Origin of the sequence: Kitasatospora sp. NPDC088391, assembly GCF_044753345.1 — a bacterium.
Lineage (GTDB): Bacteria > Actinomycetota > Actinomycetes > Streptomycetales > Streptomycetaceae > Kitasatospora.
On record NZ_JBIVNB010000014.1, the window covers coordinates 40,688 to 56,716 of the forward strand.

The following is a 16,029-nucleotide window of genomic DNA, read 5'->3' on the forward strand; positions in this document are numbered from 1 at the left end:
GAACCTGCGGCCCGCCGGGGGTGCCCGATGACCGAGGACGAGGACCTGGTCCCCCCGCAGCGGAGCGCCTCCACCAAACTGACCTTCTACCTCGTCCTCGACGTGGTGGTCGCCCCCGGACTGGACGTGCCGGTGGCCGCGAGCCTCCGCTACAGCGCCGCCGAACCCTTCGTGGTCCACCTCGACAACCACGTCGACCTCCCCGACCCCGTCACCTGGGCCCTCTCCCGCGACCTCCTGCTGGCCGGCCTCGAACACCCCGTCGGCCTCGGCGACCTCGCCGTCCGCCCCGGCCGCGGCCCCGACGCCGGCAGCATCCTGCTCGCCCTCCGGGGTGAGGAGGAGGACGCCCTGTTACGCCTCCCCGAACCCGCCCTGCGAAGATTCCTCCGCCGCACCGAATGCGTCGTCCCGGTCGGCTGCGAAACCGAACACCTCGACCTCAACGCCTTGGTCGCCCGCCTCCTCGACCGCGACCCCTGACCGGCGACCGACCCCGGACCGACCCGCGACCCCGGTGGCCGCCCCGGAGCCCCGCCGACGTCCGGCGCCGCCCCGCGGTCCGACCCGGCCGGGCGTCAGTGGTCGGCGGGGAGCTGTGCGGCGAGGGCGGCGTGGGTGGCGGGGTCGAAGGCGACGAGGCGGACCAGGGCGACGGCGGTGGGGGTGCCGGTGAGGGTGGTGACGGCGATCCGGGCGGCCAGGTCGGCGGGGAAGCCGTACGCGCCGGTGGAGACGGCCGGAACGGCGAGGCTGGTGGCGCCGAGGCCGTCGGCGACGGCCAGGACCCGGCGGTAGCAGGAGGCGAGGGTCTCGGCCTCGCCGTGGGCACCGCCCTCCCAGACCGGCCCGACGGTGTGGATCACGTGCCGGACGGGCGGGAACAGGTCGAACGCCGGGGTGGCGACGGCGTCGCCCGGCTCGCACGGCGCGAGGGCCGCGCCGGCCTCGGCGAGGCGGGGCCCGGCGGCGCGGTGCACGGCCCCGTCGACGCCGCCCCCGCCGAGCAGGGACTCGTTGGCGGCGGTGACCAGGGCGTCGGCGTGCTGTGCGGCGAGGTCGCCGAGGACGAGTACGAGGCGGGGGGTCATGGCTGCCGGCCTGGGGGGCGGTGGAGCCGGTCGGGGGCGGTATCTCCGAGGGCGAACGGGACCGGCCCGCCCCGGGTGGGGCGGGCCGGCCGGGGCTGACGGGAGGTCAGCAGGGGAGCACCACGTCGAGGGTGACCGGGTTCGGGGCCCAGGGGTAGGACTGGACCGCGAAGGAGGCGCGGATCGGGCCGTCGCAGGAGACGGTGCCGGTGACGTCGCCGATGGTCAGGGTGGAGCCAGCGAAGACCGCGTAGCGGTTGAGGGTGCCGGCCGGGTTGGTGCCGGTCAGGGTGGTGGCCAGTTCCTGGTGCGGCGGCCACGGGGTGCCCGGGGACGGCGGGCCGGCCAGGCCGACGGTGCCGTAGAGCCGGACCTGCTCGCCGGTGCGCTCCGCGCAGACCCGGGTGGACAGCCCGGCCTGGAGGCCCCAGGGGCTGCACGCGGTGACGGTGGCGGACGTCGCGGAGGTCGTGGCGGCCGGCGTCGACGCCGAGGCCGGGACCACGGCGACGGCGGACAGTGCTGCCGCACCGGCCAGGACGGCCAGGGGCTTGATCATGAGGGTTCTCCCGATACTTCCGATTGCCTCACCGGCCGGGCTCGTCCCGGTAGGTGCAATGTCATATTGCATGACGCGGGAGTGCGGAAGGTGAGCATTCGGCCACGGAACGGAGTACTCCACCCGACGGGACGGCCCCGCCCCCGCCCGAAATACGGGATTTGCGCAGGTACGGGAGGCTCCCGCAGGCTTCTAGGCATGACCTCACCCGCGACACCCGTCTACCGGGGCCCCGCCCTGCTGCTGGCCGAGGGCCTCCGGATCCCGGTCCAGGTCGAACTCACCGGCGACGTGCCGGAACTGGGACTCCCCGGCTGGACGGGCATGCTGGAGAGCGGGGACACCCGGTTCAGCGCCGGCACCGTCCGCTCCGGCCGCCTGCTGCTGCCCGGGGGCTGGGAGGGCGGCTTCGCGGTGATCCGCCGGCTCCTCGGGGTCTCCACCGTCTGGGTGCGCGGCAACGACCTGGAAGCGTCCCCCGCGGACTGGCCCGACTCCCGCCCCCGCACCGGTTCCTGACCGCCCCTCCCGTCCCGGCCCTCCCGCTCCGCCGCCCCGCTGCGCCGTTCTGCTCGTTGCGGCCCCCGCGGCGGCGTCCGCGCGCAGTTCGGCGGACCCGGCGGGTGGTGTGGCGGCGAACCGCTGTCGCGGACCGGGGTCGGCGCGCTACGGTCGGTGCTCTGGACTGGAGCTGGAGGTGGCCGATGGCCGAGCAGCAGACCTGTCCCGGCTGCGGCGGGGCGCGCGGGACGGAGAAGACCGAGCACACCGTGGAGACCGATCCGCAGGGGAGGCAGCAGCCGGTGCGGCGCAGCTACTGGTCGCCCTGCTCGGTGTGCGGCGGCTCCGGGGCGGTGCAGCGATGAGGCTGGTTTTCGTCTGCGTCGCCTGCGGCTGCCACTACCTGGTGCCCGTCACCCTGGAGTACCCCGACGGCGGCCGGGCCAGCGCCGTCTGGTGCTCCGTCTGCCAGCGCGCCGCCGCCGCGGACGGCACCGCCGAACCCGCCGAACTGGCCGCCGTGGCCGTGCTGCTGGCCGTCCGCGCACTGAAGGCGACGCTCGCCGGACGCGCCGCGGGGCCCGGGGCGTCCGCCGCCCCCGCGCCGGCCGGGCCCGACCGGCGTCCGACCCGACCCGCCGTCAGTTCCCGCGGCCGCACCCGCCCCGGCGGCGTCCGCACCCGGCTCGGCTGAGACCGGCTCGACTCGGACCGCCCGCCCCGCCCCGGTCCCGCTCAGGCGTCGCGGCGGCCCGCCGGCCGGACGGTGCGCGGCCCGAGCGGCTCCGCGCCCAGCGCCACCACGCGGGCGCGCAGCCCGCGGTCGGCGGTGACGACCAGGCAGCGGTGGCCGGGCGCGGACTCCTCGGCCACCACCCGCACGATCCGGTCGTCGCCGCTGCCGTCCGCCGCCACCACCCGCACCCCGGGCACCGACCCGACACCCCGGGCCGCGCCCTCGACCACCAGAACCACCGTCAGCGGGCCCGGCACGCCCGGCAGTCCGTCCCGGCCGACCGCCACCAGGGCGTCGCGCAGCCGCTCCGCCGCGCCGTGCCGGTCCCGCCACCACCCGTCCGGGACCGAGCCGACCACGTTCGCGCCGTCCACCACCAGCAGCGGCGCCGGGCCGCCGCCTCCGTTCGCCAGGGACTCCAGGGGCTCCATGGGGTCAAGCCTGCCACCCGCCCGGCCCGGTGACGGACCGAAGGCCGGGAAAACCCCCTGGTGGAGGCTGGTGCGGGGGTTGGTACGGACCAGTAACCGGAGGGAGGTATTGTCACTTCCGCACCTCGCACGGACATATGCATTTCGATCGGACACCTGATGAACCACGGCAGCATGGCGCACCTCGACGGCTTCCAGTACGGGTGGGTGAACCCGGTCGCCGCGTACGTCATCGCCTCCGCGGGTGCCGCGATCGGACTGCGCTGCACCGCCCGGGCCCTGACGCTGGAGCCGCGCAAGCGCTTCGGCTGGCTGGCGCTCGCCGCCGGGGCCTTCGGCTGCGGCATCTGGTCGATGCACTTCATCGCGATGCTCGGCTTCATGGTCGACGCCTCGACCCTGGTCTACGACATCCCGCTCACCCTGCTCAGCCTGTTCGTCGCGATCGTGGTCGTCGGCCTCGGCATCGGCTACGTCGGCTACCGGGAGAACCGCACCGGCACCCTGCTGATCAGCGGCGTCCTCACCGGCTGCGGCGTCGCGGCGATGCACTACATCGGCATGGCCGCCATGCAGGTCGAGGGCGCGGTCTCCTACGCCGTCCTGCCGGTCGTCGCCTCGGTGGCCATCGCGATCGCCGCCGCCACCGCCGCGCTCTGGATGACCCTGCACGTCAAGGGCCTGCCGGCGGCGCTCGGCGCGGCCCTGGTCGCGGGCGTCGCGGTGGTCGCCATGCACTACACCGCGATGACCGCCGTCACCGTCACCCTCGACGGCCGCCCCGCCGGCACCGGCGTGGTCGCCTCGCAGTTCGTCCTCCCGCTCGCCGTCGGCATCGTCGTGGTCCTCACCGTCGCGGGCATCGCCATCGCCATCTCCCCGCAGGACCCCGAGCCGGGCAGCCGCCCCGCCCCCGAGCCGATCCGCGTCGACCTGTTCGGCCAGGAGTACCCGGCCCAGCAGCAGCCCCAGCACCAGCAGCAGTACCAGTACCAGGCCGGGCAGGAGTACCGGACCCCGGAGCCCCGCCGCCGGTGACCCCGGCCGGGCCGACCCGCCCGGCGCGGCGTCACTCGGCGGCCGGGAGGCGCCCGCCCGCGGTGACCAGACCCGTCTCGTAGGCGACGACGACCAGCTGGGCCCGGTCGTGGGCGCGGAGCTTGGCCAGCAGCCGCCGGACGTGCGTCTTGACGGTCGCCACGCTCAGCCCCAGCCGCTCGGCGATCACCGGGTTGGGCAGCCCCCGGGCCACCAGGCGGAGGACCTCCCGCTCCCGCGGGGTCACGCCCGTCAGCTCCGGGACGGAACGCGGGCCCTGCTCCTCGCGTCCGGCGAACTCGCGGATCAGCCGGCGGGTGACCGCGGGCGCGAGCAGGGCGTCGCCGGCGGCGACCACCCGCAGGGCCGTCAGCAGGTCGGCGGGCAGGACGTCCTTCAGCAGGAAACCGCTGGCCCCGCCGCGGAGCGCCGCGTACACGTACTCGTCCAGGTCGAACGTGGTGAGGACCAGCACCCGGGTGCCGACGGCGTCCGGGTCCGCGCAGATCCGCCGGGTGGCCTCCAGGCCGTCCGTGCCCGGCATCCGGACGTCCATCAGCACCACGTCGGGCCGCAGCCGCCGGGCCAGTTCGACGGCCTGCTCGCCGCCGACGGCCTCGCCCGCGACGGCGAGGTCCGGCGCGCTCTCGATCAGCAGGCGGAAGCCCGCCCGCAGCAGCGCCTGGTCGTCGGCGACCAGCACCCGGACCGGCCGGCTCACCGCTCCGCCCCCGCACCGCAGGGCAGCCGCGCGTGCACCCGGAACCCGCCCGTCGCCAGCGGCCCGGCCGAGAAGGTCCCGCCGCACACCGCCGCCCGCTCCCGCATCCCGACCAGCCCGTGCCCGCCGCCGGAACGCCGGGACGGGAGCAGCGGGGAGAACCGGGCCGGGGCCCGGGGCGGCGCGTCGTTGACGATCTCGATCTCGACCGCCCCCGGGTCCGGCCGGGACAGGCTCACCCGGCAGTCCGCCGACCCCGCGTGCCGGACCACATTGGTGAGCGCCTCCTGGACGATCCGGTAGACCGCCAGCTCCACCCCCGGCGGGAGCGGCGGGTCCGGGTCGACGGACAGTTCCACCCGCGGGCCCGCGCCGTCCGCGAGCGCGGCCAGGTCCGCCAGGCCGGGCGCCGCCCCCGACCCGGCCCCGTCGCCCGGCGACCGCAGCACGCCGAGCATCCGGCGCATCTCGGTGAGCGCCGTCCGGCCCGCCGCCCCGACCAGGGCGAGGGTCCGCTCCGCCTCCTCCGGGTTCGCGGCCGCCACCGCGCGGGCCACCTCCGCCCGGACCGTGATGACGGTCAGGTGGTGGGCCACCACGTCGTGCAGCTCGCGGGCGATCCGCAGCCGCTCGTCCGTCACGGCCTGCCGGGCGGCGAGCGCCGCGTACGACCGCTGCTCCCGCAGCGCGGTGCCCACCAGCCAGGGCAGCGCCGTCATCAAGGACGCGAAGACGACGTTCGACGCGACCCCGGAGAGCGGGACCGGCCGCGGGGCGAGGGCGGCCGCCGCCACGACGGCCGCCGCGACCGCGCCCAGCGAGCAGCCCAGCGCCGGCACGGACCGGCGCCGCGGCTCCCGCGCCGCCACCGTGTACAGGACGACCGCGACCGGGACCCAGGACTCCTCCCACCCGGTGAGCACCATGGCGAGGACCGCCCCGGCCAGCACCGCGCCCAGCACCCCGACGGGCCGTCGGCGCCGCACCGCGACCGGCAGGCAGACCGCCGCCGCCACCGCCCCCGCGCCCCAACCGCCGCTCAGCGTCCCGCTCGCGCCGAACGCCGCCGCGAGGAGCACGGCCGCGGCCGCGTCCACGCCGTGCCACTGCCCGTCCCGCAGCCGCCCCGCCACCAGCGGCCGAGACTCCCCGTCGCCCATGCCGACCACGCTAGCCGGGCGGGGGCCCGGGGCCGGTCAGCCCGGAGGACGTCATCCTCCGGGCCGAGTCATCCGCGCGGCCGATGCCCGCCCTACCCTCCTGGGCTGACCCCGGGTTCCTTCCCGGGGGCGAAGCCGCCGTCCCCGCCGGACGGAACAGTGGAACGCATGAACCGGAGAACACTGCTGTCCTCGGGCGCCGGACTCGCCGCCGCCCTCGCGCTCCCCACCGCCGTCCCCGCCACCGCCGTCCCCGCCGCCGTTCCCACCGCCGCGGAGGCGGGGCAGGAGGAACCCGTGCGGTTCCAACTGCCCGCCCCGAACGGGCCGTACCCGATCGGGACGGTCGCGCTGCACCTGGTCGACACCGCGCGGCCGGACCCCTGGACGCCCGCCCGCCCCCACCGCGAACTGATGATCAGCATCTGGTACCCCGCCCGCGCCCGCCCGCCCCGCCCCACCGCCCCCTGGATGCCCCCGGCGGCGGCCGACCGCTACCTGGAACGGCTCGGGCTGCCGCCCGGCCGGGTGCGGCTGGGGGACACCCACGGCCACGAGGGCGCCCCCGTCGGCGGCCCGCCGGGCCCGCTGCCCGTCGTGCTCCACTCGCCCGGCGCCGACGCGTCGCGCTCGTTCGGCACCGGCATCGCCGAGGACCTGGCGAGCCACGGCTTCGTGGTGGTCACCGTCGACCACACCCACGACGCGGCGGCGGTCGCCTTCCCCGGCGGACGGGTCGAGACGGGCCCGCCCGGCGGGATCGACGACTACGCCGCGGCCCTCACGGTCCGCACCGCCGACATCCGCTTCGTCCTGGACCGGCTCGCCGTCCTCCGCGCGGGCGGCCGCCCCGGCGTCTGCCGCACCCCGATCCCCGCCGGCCTGCGGGGGGCGCTCGACCTGGGGCGCGTCGGCATGCTCGGCCACTCCCTGGGCGGCGCCACCACCGCCGCGACGATGCTCGTCGACGGGCGGATCACGGCGGGGGCGAGCCTGGACGGCGGCGCGGCGGGCCCGGTGGTCGACGCCGGACTCGACCGCCCGTTCCTGGTCGTGGACACCCCGGGCAAGGGCGGCATGGAGAACAACCCCGCCCTGCGCACCTTCTGGTCGCACCTGCGCGGCTGGCGCCTGCACCTGACCCTGCGGGGAGCCGCCCACCAGTCCTTCGGCGACGACGCGCTGATCCTGCCGCTGCTCGCCCCGCTGCTGGGCATGTCGCCGTCCGACCTGGAGGACGAGGTCGGAACGATCCCCACGCAGCGGACCCAGGCGTTCCAACGCGCCCACCCCCGTGCCTTCTTCGACCTCCACCTGCGCGGCCGGGGACACCTGCTCGACGGCCCCTCGCCCGACTTCCCCGAGGTCGACTACGCCCGCTGACCACCCGTCACGGCCCCCGGGGCGGTGCCGAGGGTGAGCAGGGCCGGGGCGCCGCAGCAGCCGCCACTCTGGTCCTCGGCGGGTTCGTCGTAGCGGCCGGAGCCGCCGCACACGCCGGTCTCGGGGAGGGTGAGCTCGACCCGGGCGGCGGCCTCGTGGTCGCCGGCCAGCGCGGCGGCGACCGAGCGGACCTGCTCGTAGCCGGTGAGGGCGAGGAAGGTCGGGGCGCGGCCGTAGGACTTCATGCCGACCAGGTGGACGTCCCGCTCGGGGTGCGCCAACTCCCTTGCCCCGTGCGGGTAGACGGTGCCGCAGGAGTGCTGGTTGGGGTCGATCAGCGGGGCGAGCGCCACGGGGGCCTGGAGGCGGTCGTCGAGGCCGAGGCGCAGTTCGGTGAGGAAGGACAGGTCGGGGCGCAGGCCGGTCAGGACGACGACCTCGTCCAGGCCCTCGGCACGGGTGCCGTCCTCGGCGACCAGGGTCAGGCGTTCGCCGTCCTGTTCGACGGCGGCGGTGCGGAAGCCGGTCAGCGCGTCGGCGTGGCCACCGTCCACGGCGGCCTTGGCGGCGAGGCCGAGCGCGCCCCGGGCGGGGAGCTGGTCGGCGCTGCCGCCGCCGTAGGTGGAGCCGGTCAGGCCGCGGCGCAGCACCCACACCGCGTGGGTTCCGGGCTCCTGCTCCGCCAGGTCGGCGAGGGCGGCGAGGGCGGTGAACGCGGAGGCGCCGGTGCCGACGACTGCGGTGCGCCTGCCGGCGTACCTGGCGCGGACGGCGGGGTCGCGCAGGTCGGGGACGCGGTAGGAGATCCGGTCGGCGGCGGCGCGCTCGCCGAGGGCGGGCAGGCCGTTCGCGCCGAGCGGGTTCGGGGTGGCCCAGGTACCGGAGGCGTCGACCACGGCGCGCGCGGACAGGCGCTCCTCGCGGCCGTCCGGGTGCTCGACGTGGACGGTGAAGGGCTGCTGCTCGCGGTCGGCGTCGACGATGCGGTCGCGTCCGGCGCGGGCCACGCCGGTGACCCGGGAGCTGTAGCGGACGCGGGCGCCGAGGATGTCCGCGAGCGGCTGGAGGTACCGCTCGGCCCAGTCGCCGCCGGTCGGGTAGGCGGTGGGGTCGGGGCGGGTCCAGCCGGTGGGGGTCAGCAGCTTCTCGGCGGCGGGGTCGACCAGTTCGGCCCAGGGCGAGAACAGCCGGACGTGCGACCAGGCGCGGACGGCGGTGGCGGCCGTCGGACCGGCTTCGAGGACCAGCGGTTCGAGGCCGTGCTCCAGCAGGCGGGCGGCGGCGGCCAGGCCGATCGGGCCGGCGCCGATCACCAGGACGGGCAGGTCGGCGGTGCCGGAGGTCATGGCGGTGCTCTCCCCTTCGCGGTGGGCCGGACGGCGAGGGCCGCCGACCCGCTTGATTCGACGAATGTCGATGTGCTGTCGAGTCCGACCTTGCCACCGGGATTCGACGGATGTCAACATAGACGCATGTCGAATTCGAGGGTCGGGCTGCCGCCGGTCGAACCGGAGGCCGCGCCGTGCTGCCCGCCGCTGGCCTCGGCGGAGCTGTCCGAGGCGGACGCGGCGCGGACGGCCGCGATGTTCAAGGCGCTCGGCGACCCGGTGCGGCTGCGGCTGTTCTCCAAGGTCGCCTCGCACCCGGGCGGCGAGGCGTGCGTCTGCGACATCCAGGACGTCGGCGTCTCCCAGCCCACCGTCTCGCACCACCTGAAGAAGCTCCGCGAGGCCGGACTGCTGAGCTCCGAACGCCGTGGCACCTGGGTGTACTACCGGGTCGAACCGGCCGCCCTCGCGGGCCTGGCCCGACTGCTCGACCTCGACCGCTGACCCGAAGCCCCTCCGGAGGACCCTCCGTGCCCGCCGCACTTCCCCCGCTCGCGCCGATGCGGCCCGAGCACGCCGCACAGGTGCTCGCGATCTACCGGGCCGGGATCGAGGAGGGCAACGCCACCTTCGAGACCGAGGCCCCGTCCTGGGAGGTCTTCGACGCCGCCCGGCTGCCCGCGCACCGGCACGTCGCGCTCGGCCCGGCCGGGGAGGTGCTCGGCTGGGCCGCGGTGGGCGCGGTCTCCGCCCGGCCCGCGTACGCCGGGGTGGTCGAGCACTCCGTCTACGTCCACCCCGGCCACCGGGGCCGGGGCGTGGCGGGCGCGCTGCTGGCCGCGCTGGTCGACTCCACCGAGCGGGCCGGGATCTGGACCGTCCAGTCCTCGGTCTTCCCGGAGAACACCGCCAGCCTCGCCCTGCACGCCCGGGCCGGTTTCCGGACCGTCGGCACCCGTGAACGCGTCGCCCGCCTGCGCGGGGTGTGGCGCGACACCCTCCTGATCGAACGCCGCAGCCCGCTGGTCGGCTGAACCCGCCCGGTCAGCCGACGGCGCCCCGGCGGGGGAGGAGCAGCGCGACCAGGGCGAGGCCGAGGGTGCCGCCGGCGAGCTGCGCGGCGACGAAGCCCGGCAGGGAGGCGGGGGCGATGCCCGCGAAGGTGTCGGTGAAGGCGCGGCCCACGGAGACCGCCGGGTTGGCGAAGGAGGTGGAGGAGGTGAACCAGTACGCGGCGCCGATGTAGCAGGCGACCGCGACCGGGGCGTGCCGCAGCAGGCCGTTCCGGGCCAGGCCGAGGACCAGCAGGACCAGGCCGGCGGTGGCGACCGCCTCGCCGAGCAGCAGGTGTCCGGCGGACCGGTCGTGGGTCGACCACCGCACCAGCGCCCGGCCGAACATCGCGTCGGCCAGCACCGAGCCCGCGACCGCCCCGGCGAACTGCGCCGGGAGGTAGGCAGCGACCTGGCGCACCCCCGGCCGCTCGGGGTCGGCGCGCTCGGCCCACCAGGCGGCGAGGGTGACGACGGGGTTGAAGTGCGCGCCGGAGACCGGGCCCAGCAGCAGGATCAGCACGCCCAGGCCGAACACGGTGGCGAGCGAGTTCGCCAGCAGTTGCAGCCCGACGTCCCCGGTGAGGGCAGTGGCCTGGATGCCGGAGCCCACGACGACGGTGACCAGCGCCGCCGTGCCGAACAGCTCGGCGGCCGCCCGCCGGGCCAGGGGTATCGCGGCGGTAGCGGTAGCGGCTTCGGTCCGGTCGGTCGTGGTCAACGCGGGCACTCCGGGGCGGTAGTGGGACGGACGGGGCTCAGCAGGAGCGCTTGCGGCCCGCCGAGTCGCGGGCGGCGGCGGCCAGGTCGGCGAGTTCGGCGGCCAGCGCCTCGATCGCCGCGGGGCGCAGCGAGTAGTAGGTGAAGCGCCCGCACGGCTCGGTGTCGACCAACCCCGCGTCGCGCAGGGCCTTCAGATGGTTCGACAGGTTGGTCTGCCGGGCCCCGGTCTCGGCGACCAGGTGCGTGGTGCAGAGCGCCTCGCGGGACAGCAGTCGGACGATCCGCATCCGCAGCGGATCGGCCAGGACCTTCCACACATCATCATCGGCTGACATCACCGTGGGATGATACGTTATCGCGCGCCCGACCGAACAAAGGACCGCCGATGACCGTCCCGCCGCCCGCCTCCGTGCTCTTCGTCTGCGTCCACAACGCGGGCCGCTCCCAGATGGCCGCCGCCTTCCTCGCGCACCTCGCCGGGGGCCGCGTCGAGGTGCGCTCCGCCGGGTCCGCGCCCGGCCGCGAGGTCAACCCGGCCGCCGTCGCCGCGATGGCCGAGGTCGGCATCGACCTCTCCGGGCAGCGGCCGAAGATCCTCACCCCCGAGGCCGTCCGGTCCTCCGACTACGTGATCACCATGGGCTGCGGCGACGCCTGCCCCTACTTCCCCGGCAAGCACTACCGCGACTGGCCGCTCGACGACCCGGCCGGCCGGGGCGTCGAGGCGGTCCGCCCGATCCGCGACGCGATCAGGGCCCGGGTCGAGGAGCTGATCGCCGAGATCGACGCCGCTGCCGCCGCCGGGCGGCCGGGGAACTGACGCGGCGTCGGCCGGGCGGCCGGGGAACTGACGCGGCGTCGGCCGGGCGGCCGGGGAACTGACGCGGGCTCAGACCCGGGCGAGGACGGCGTAGCGCTCGTCGTCGACCGGGCGGCCCCACAGGTCCGGGTCGTCGTCCAGGGGCTCGACCCGGAGGTCGGCGACCAGCGGGCGGAGCGCCGCCGTCAGGGTCGCGGCGCCGACGCCGCCGCTCCACGGCAGGCGGTCGGCGCCCGCGGCGTAGGGCGCGTCCGCCGGGGACGCCGACTCGCGCCAGCGGCCCTCGACCAGGACCAGGACGCCGCCGGGCCGCAGCCGGGCCGTCCACTCCCGCAGGGCCGCCCCGGGGTCGGGCAGCGTCCACAGCAGGTGGCGGCAGAGCAGCACGTCGAAGCCGTCCGGGCCGGTGGGCGGGACGGCGGCGTCGCCGAGCAGGAAGCGGGCGGGCAGCCCCGCCGCGGCGAGCTTCGCGGCGGCCAGTTCGAGCATCCGCGGGGCCAGGTCGACGCCCGTCACCCGGTGGCCGCGCCGGGCCAGCAGCAGGGACAGCGACCCCGTCCCGCAGCCGACGTCCAGCACGTCCGAGGGCCCGTCCGGCACCCAGGCGGCCAGCCGCCGCTCCCAGGCCGCGGCGGTCCGCCCGTCGCCCAGGCCGTGGTCGGGCTCCCGGTCGAAGGCGGGCGCGGCGGCGTCCCAGTACGCGGCGATGGTGGGGAGTTCGTCGTCCATCCCGGCATTGTCGCGGACCCGACCGACAACGGACCGCCGGTACCGTACGGGGCATGACCAGTGATCAGCCCGCCTGCCGGTGCGTCCTCTGCCACGACTACGGGGACCGGGCCGAGGCCGGCCGGTCCGAGCGCTGGGCGGTCGAGCAGGTCCGGGGGCGCGGCTGGGGCGTGGTGATGGTGCCCGCCGACGAGGAGGGGCCGGGGTTCGCGTACACAGTCGGGCTGTGGCACACCCACCGGGTTCCCGAACTGGCGATGTTCGGGCTGTCCGACGTCCACGCGATGCACACGGTGCTCAACGCGCTCGGGGACCGGGCCGGCGAGGACGGGGAACTCGCGGCGGGCCGGGAGCAGCACGGGCTGCTGACGGACCGGCCGGTGCTGCTGCGGACGGCCGACCTGCGCTGGTACCGGGCGTTCTTCGGCCAGGCGATCGGCTTCCACCGCCGCCCGCCGTTCCCCGTCCTGCAGGTGGTGTGGCCCGACCACCGCGGCCACTACCCCGGGGACCCGGACGCCGATGCGGGCTGCCGGGACGCCCAGCCGCAGTTGTGGCTGACCCCCGCCGAGCACCCGCGCGGGGTCTGGACCGCCCTGGCGGAGGACTGAACGCACGCGTCCGGCGCGTCCGGATGTGACAGATCGTCGTCATTGCGGACAGCACCGGGCGCGGCCGAGGATGGGGGCATGGAGACGGAGCGACGGATGGTGATCGCGGTCTTCCCGGACGTCGACCTGCTCGACGTGACCGGGCCGGCCGAGGTGTTCGCGCTGGCGAACCGCGAGAGCGGCGGCCGGGCCGGGTACCGGGTGGAGCTGGCCGCACCGGCCGAAGGGGCGGTGCGCACCTCGGCCGGGGTGCGGCTGCTCGCCGACCTGACGTTCCGCCAGGTCCGGGGCCCGCTGGACACCCTGCTGGTGCCCGGGGCGGTGGAGCCCGGCCCGGACGGGCCGCGGGCGCGGATCGACGCCGAGGTGGTCGACTGGGTCCGCGCGGCCGCGCCGCGGGCCCGCCGGGTGGCGTCCGTCTGCGTGGGCGCGCACCTGCTGGCCGCCGCCGGGCTGCTGGACGGGCGGACGGCCACCACGCACTGGTCCACCGCCGCGCAGCTCGCCGCCGACCACCCCGCGGTGACCGTCGACCCCGACCCGATCTTCGTCCGGTCCGGCCGGATCTGGACCGGCGCCGGCATCAGCGCCTGCATGGACCTGGCGCTCGCCCTGGTGGCCGAGGACCACGGCGAGGACCTGGCGCTCGCGGTCGCCCGGCAGCTGGTGATGTACCTCAAGCGGCAGGGCGGGCAGAGCCAGTTCTCGGTGCCGCTCAGCAGCCCGCCCACCGCCCGCCGCGACATCGACGCACTGCGCCTGTACGTCGCCGAGCACCTGGACGCCGACCTGTCCGCCGCCGCGCTCGCCGAACGGATGTGCCTGAGCGAACGCCACTTCGCCCGGGTGTTCCGCCAGGAGACCGGCGACACCCCCGCCGCCTACGTCGAGGCCGCCCGGGTCGAGGCCGCCCGCCGCCTGCTGGAGGGCACCGACCAGCCGCTCGACCGGGTCGCCGCCGCCAGCGGCCTCGGCTCCGTCGAGACCCTGCACCGCGCGCTGCGCCGCCGCCTGGGCACCACGCCCGCCGCGTACCGCCGCCGCTTCCGCACCGCCGACGCCTGAGCGTCCCCGGCGCCCGAGGACTTCCGACCCACGGTCGGGAACGACACCCCCCCTGTACCACGAGGAGAGAACTGTCATGAGCACGACCGAAGCGTCCGCCACCCTGCGCCGGGTGATCGGCCTGGACGACACCCCGCCCCGGCTGGCCGACGCCACCCTGGTCCTGATCGACTACCAGAACACCTACCGCGAGGGCGTGATGGCCCTGGCGGGCGCCGAGGAGGCGCTCGCCGCCGGGGCCCGGCTGCTCGCGGCGGCCCGCGCCGCCGGCACCCCGGTGGTGCACGTGGTGAACGACGGCGGCCCCGGCACCCCCTACGACATCCGGACCTCGATCGGGGCGATCGCCGACCCGGTGGCCCCGGCGGCGGGCGAGCCGGTGGTGGTCAAGGAGTTCCCGGACGCCTTCCACCGCACCGCGCTGGCGGAGGCGCTGGCGGCGGCCGGGGCCGGACCGGACCGCCCCGACCTGGTGATCGCCGGGTTCATGACCCACATGTGCGTGCAGTTCACCGCCCAGGGCGCCTTCCGGGAGGGCTACCGCCCGACGGTGGTCGCCGAGGGCTGCGCCACCCGCGCGCTGCCCGGCCCCGACGGGACGACCGTACCGGCGGCCGCGCTGCACGAAGCGGCGCTGACCACCGTCGGGGACCTGTTCGGCACCGTCGTCCGGACGGCCGCCGAACTCAGCGGCTGAGCACCGCGCCCGCGCCCGCGTCGGCGCCCGCGCCCGCGTCGGCCGCGGGCGCGGCCTGCGCCGCCAGCCGGGCGGCGGCCGAGCGGCGCTGCAGGTAGGCCACCGCCGTGGTCGCCGCGCCCAGGGCGAGCCAGCCCGCCGGGCCGGCGGCCAGCACCGCGCCGGTCAGCAGCAGCGGGCCCGCCGCCTTCTCGGTGGACTGCGCCATCCCCGCCACGCCCAGGTACTCGGCCCGGGCCCGCTCCGGGGCGAGCGCGACCGACAGCTCCCAGGACACCACCGAGCGCAGCAGCTCGGCGAAGGTCACCAGGACGGCCGCCAGCAGCAGGAGCAGCGAGGCGCCGAGCGGCCCGGCCGGCGCGGCCGCGGCCATCGCCGCGCAGGCGCCGAGCACCGCGAACCCGTACAGCGGGACGGCACGCACCGCCTGACGGGGCGTCCGGACCAGGGTCGTGACCCGGAGCTGGCTGACCACCACCAGCACCGTGTTGATCGCCAGGAAGGCCGGGACCAGGGCGTGCGGCGCGCCGGTCGCGTGGATCAGCCACAGCGGCAGGCCGACGTTGAGGATCGCGTCGTCGATCGTCAGCGCGCAGTCCAGCACGACGAAGCGCAGGTAGCCGCCGTCCCGCCACGGGGAGGGCCGGGGGCCGTCCGCCGCGTCCGCCGCCGCGGGCCGGTCGCCGCCCGCGGGCGCCCGGCCGTCCCGGTGCGGCTCGCGGATCGCCGCGACCAGCGCGGTGGAGACCAGGAAGGAGGCCACGTCGGCCAGCAGCAGCACCCGGTACGCGGTCGGGGTGCCGACCGCCAGGCCGAGCGCGGCCAGGCCGGCGCCCGCCGCGTAGCCCGCGTTCATCGCGGTGCGGGACAGCGCCCGGTAGACCGAGCGCCGCTCGCCCGCGACCTCGGTGGCGAACAGCATCTCCATCGCCCGGGCCGCCCGGTCGCCCAGCGCGTTCACCGCGACCGCGAGCAGCAGCGGCGCGAAGGAGTCGCAGAACAGCACGGCCACCAGCGCCGCCACCCGCGCCAGGTGGCAGCCGATCAGCACCGGCCGCACCCCGAACGAGGCGGCCAGCCGCCCCGCGAGCGGCGACCCGGCGATCCCGGCGACCGAGGCCGCGCCCAGCAGCAGCCCGACCCGGCCCGCCGTCAGGTGGCCGACCTCGGTGAAGTACAGCACGCAGGCCGCCGCCCAGACGCCCGAGCCCGTCCGGTCGGTGAACAGGGAGACCAGCATGATCCGCCCCGCCCGGCCGCCGGGCGGCCGCCGCAGCTGGGCCAGCAGCCCCGTCCGCCGCCCGCCCTCGTCCCCGTCCCCGCTGCCGTGCATGGTGCTCCCCGTTCCGACCCGTCCGTCCGTGTACGGGAGCACTCTGCCGCA

At 76.9% G+C, this 16,029-nt stretch carries 22 protein-coding genes; 12 read left to right on the forward strand and 10 right to left on the reverse strand.

All coding sequences use genetic code 11. From position 1 onward, the window contains the following. Positions 1 to 27 precede the first annotated feature (27 nt). Complete coding sequence (locus ACIQBJ_RS31435; RefSeq protein WP_400717411.1) at positions 28 to 483, forward strand: SsgA family sporulation/cell division regulator; 456 nt, start codon at positions 28 to 30, stop codon at positions 481 to 483. A 95-nt stretch (positions 484 to 578) separates the two neighbouring features. Here the strand turns inward: ACIQBJ_RS31435 and ACIQBJ_RS31440 are convergent, their stop codons facing one another. Further along, positions 579 to 1,091: a macro domain-containing protein gene (locus ACIQBJ_RS31440; protein ID WP_400717413.1), complete on the reverse strand. Its 513-nt coding sequence runs from the start codon at positions 1,089 to 1,091 to the stop codon at positions 579 to 581. Positions 1,092 to 1,197: 106 nt separating this feature from the next. Beyond that, positions 1,198 to 1,650, reverse strand: coding sequence for a hypothetical protein (locus tag ACIQBJ_RS31445; protein ID WP_400717415.1), 453 nt, complete (start codon positions 1,648 to 1,650; stop codon positions 1,198 to 1,200). A gap of 198 nt (positions 1,651 to 1,848) precedes the next feature. On the opposite strand from ACIQBJ_RS31445, the gene ACIQBJ_RS31450 reads away from it, so the two are divergent. From ACIQBJ_RS31450 to ACIQBJ_RS31460, 3 genes are all read left to right on the forward strand, one after another. Continuing rightward, the gene (locus tag ACIQBJ_RS31450; RefSeq protein WP_400717418.1) at positions 1,849 to 2,169 is read left to right on the forward strand and encodes a hypothetical protein; all 321 of its coding nucleotides are present in this window, start codon (positions 1,849 to 1,851) and stop codon (positions 2,167 to 2,169) included. 185 nt (positions 2,170 to 2,354) lie between these two features. Further along, entirely contained in the window at positions 2,355 to 2,516 is a 162-nt protein-coding gene (locus tag ACIQBJ_RS31455; RefSeq protein ID WP_400717420.1) for a hypothetical protein, read from the forward strand. After that, positions 2,513 to 2,845: a hypothetical protein gene (locus ACIQBJ_RS31460; RefSeq protein WP_400717423.1), complete on the forward strand. Its 333-nt coding sequence runs from the start codon at positions 2,513 to 2,515 to the stop codon at positions 2,843 to 2,845. Before ACIQBJ_RS31455 ends, ACIQBJ_RS31460 begins: the two co-directional genes overlap by 4 nt. A 41-nt stretch (positions 2,846 to 2,886) precedes the next feature. Here the strand turns inward: ACIQBJ_RS31460 and ACIQBJ_RS31465 are convergent, their stop codons facing one another. Next, positions 2,887 to 3,318: an NTP pyrophosphohydrolase gene (locus tag ACIQBJ_RS31465; protein WP_400717426.1), complete on the reverse strand. Its 432-nt coding sequence runs from the start codon at positions 3,316 to 3,318 to the stop codon at positions 2,887 to 2,889. A 159-nt stretch (positions 3,319 to 3,477) separates the two neighbouring features. Between ACIQBJ_RS31465 and ACIQBJ_RS31470 the strand changes: the two genes are divergently transcribed. After that, the gene (locus ACIQBJ_RS31470; RefSeq protein WP_400717429.1) at positions 3,478 to 4,356 is read left to right on the forward strand and encodes an MHYT domain-containing protein; all 879 of its coding nucleotides are present in this window, start codon (positions 3,478 to 3,480) and stop codon (positions 4,354 to 4,356) included. 31 nt (positions 4,357 to 4,387) lie between these two features. Here the strand turns inward: ACIQBJ_RS31470 and ACIQBJ_RS31475 are convergent, their stop codons facing one another. Further along, entirely contained in the window at positions 4,388 to 5,077 is a 690-nt protein-coding gene (locus ACIQBJ_RS31475) for a response regulator (RefSeq protein ID WP_400717432.1), read from the reverse strand. Continuing rightward, complete coding sequence (locus tag ACIQBJ_RS31480) at positions 5,074 to 6,237, reverse strand: sensor histidine kinase (RefSeq protein ID WP_400717435.1); 1,164 nt, start codon at positions 6,235 to 6,237, stop codon at positions 5,074 to 5,076. The genes ACIQBJ_RS31475 and ACIQBJ_RS31480 overlap by 4 nt, the downstream gene beginning before the upstream one ends. Positions 6,238 to 6,405: 168 nt before the next feature. On the opposite strand from ACIQBJ_RS31480, the gene ACIQBJ_RS31485 reads away from it, so the two are divergent. Continuing rightward, on the forward strand, positions 6,406 to 7,620 hold the full coding sequence (locus tag ACIQBJ_RS31485; protein WP_400717437.1) for an alpha/beta hydrolase family protein: 1,215 nt from the start codon (positions 6,406 to 6,408) through the stop codon (positions 7,618 to 7,620). Here ACIQBJ_RS31485 and ACIQBJ_RS31490 read toward each other — a convergent pair. Beyond that, positions 7,608 to 8,966 carry an NAD(P)-binding domain-containing protein gene (locus ACIQBJ_RS31490; RefSeq protein ID WP_400717439.1) on the reverse strand — a complete coding sequence of 453 codons (1,359 nt, stop codon included), beginning with the start codon at positions 8,964 to 8,966 and terminating at the stop codon, positions 7,608 to 7,610. The two genes, ACIQBJ_RS31485 and ACIQBJ_RS31490, sit on opposite strands and share 13 nt — an antisense overlap. 126 nt (positions 8,967 to 9,092) lie before the next feature. Here ACIQBJ_RS31490 and ACIQBJ_RS31495 point away from each other — a divergent pair, with 126 nt between their 5' ends. Both ACIQBJ_RS31495 and ACIQBJ_RS31500 read left to right on the forward strand, forming a co-directional pair. After that, positions 9,093 to 9,452 (forward strand): ArsR/SmtB family transcription factor, encoded by a 360-nt coding sequence (locus ACIQBJ_RS31495; protein WP_400717441.1) that lies wholly within the window; start codon positions 9,093 to 9,095, stop codon positions 9,450 to 9,452. Between the two features lie 56 nt (positions 9,453 to 9,508). After that, positions 9,509 to 9,982, forward strand: coding sequence for a GNAT family N-acetyltransferase (locus ACIQBJ_RS31500; RefSeq protein ID WP_400717623.1), 474 nt, complete (start codon positions 9,509 to 9,511; stop codon positions 9,980 to 9,982). A gap of 10 nt (positions 9,983 to 9,992) precedes the next feature. Here the strand turns inward: ACIQBJ_RS31500 and ACIQBJ_RS31505 are convergent, their stop codons facing one another. Both ACIQBJ_RS31505 and ACIQBJ_RS31510 read right to left on the reverse strand, forming a co-directional pair. Continuing rightward, complete coding sequence (locus ACIQBJ_RS31505; RefSeq protein ID WP_400717443.1) at positions 9,993 to 10,730, reverse strand: aquaporin; 738 nt, start codon at positions 10,728 to 10,730, stop codon at positions 9,993 to 9,995. 28 nt (positions 10,731 to 10,758) lie between these two features. Beyond that, positions 10,759 to 11,058 carry an ArsR/SmtB family transcription factor gene (locus tag ACIQBJ_RS31510; RefSeq protein ID WP_400717445.1) on the reverse strand — a complete coding sequence of 100 codons (300 nt, stop codon included), beginning with the start codon at positions 11,056 to 11,058 and terminating at the stop codon, positions 10,759 to 10,761. Positions 11,059 to 11,108: 50 nt separating this feature from the next. Between ACIQBJ_RS31510 and ACIQBJ_RS31515 the strand changes: the two genes are divergently transcribed. After that, the gene (locus tag ACIQBJ_RS31515; protein WP_400717447.1) at positions 11,109 to 11,543 is read left to right on the forward strand and encodes an arsenate reductase ArsC; all 435 of its coding nucleotides are present in this window, start codon (positions 11,109 to 11,111) and stop codon (positions 11,541 to 11,543) included. Between the two features lie 69 nt (positions 11,544 to 11,612). Here ACIQBJ_RS31515 and ACIQBJ_RS31520 read toward each other — a convergent pair whose 3' ends face one another. Then, complete coding sequence (locus tag ACIQBJ_RS31520; RefSeq protein WP_400717449.1) at positions 11,613 to 12,272, reverse strand: class I SAM-dependent methyltransferase; 660 nt, start codon at positions 12,270 to 12,272, stop codon at positions 11,613 to 11,615. 53 nt (positions 12,273 to 12,325) lie between these two features. Between ACIQBJ_RS31520 and ACIQBJ_RS31525 the strand changes: the two genes are divergently transcribed. The 3 genes from ACIQBJ_RS31525 to ACIQBJ_RS31535 all read left to right on the forward strand — a co-directional run bounded on the left by ACIQBJ_RS31525 (position 12,326) and on the right by ACIQBJ_RS31535 (position 14,645). Beyond that, entirely contained in the window at positions 12,326 to 12,883 is a 558-nt protein-coding gene (locus tag ACIQBJ_RS31525; RefSeq protein WP_400717451.1) for a DUF4262 domain-containing protein, read from the forward strand. Positions 12,884 to 12,961: 78 nt separating this feature from the next. Next, complete coding sequence (locus tag ACIQBJ_RS31530) at positions 12,962 to 13,948, forward strand: GlxA family transcriptional regulator (protein WP_400717454.1); 987 nt, start codon at positions 12,962 to 12,964, stop codon at positions 13,946 to 13,948. A gap of 76 nt (positions 13,949 to 14,024) precedes the next feature. Further along, a complete protein-coding gene (locus ACIQBJ_RS31535) occupies positions 14,025 to 14,645 on the forward strand; it encodes an isochorismatase family protein (RefSeq protein WP_400717457.1) in 621 nt (206 codons plus the stop codon). Here the strand turns inward: ACIQBJ_RS31535 and ACIQBJ_RS31540 are convergent. Continuing rightward, the gene (locus ACIQBJ_RS31540; RefSeq protein WP_400717460.1) at positions 14,635 to 15,978 is read right to left on the reverse strand and encodes an MFS transporter; all 1,344 of its coding nucleotides are present in this window, start codon (positions 15,976 to 15,978) and stop codon (positions 14,635 to 14,637) included. The two genes, ACIQBJ_RS31535 and ACIQBJ_RS31540, sit on opposite strands and share 11 nt — an antisense overlap. Between the last annotated feature and the right edge of the window lie 51 nt (positions 15,979 to 16,029).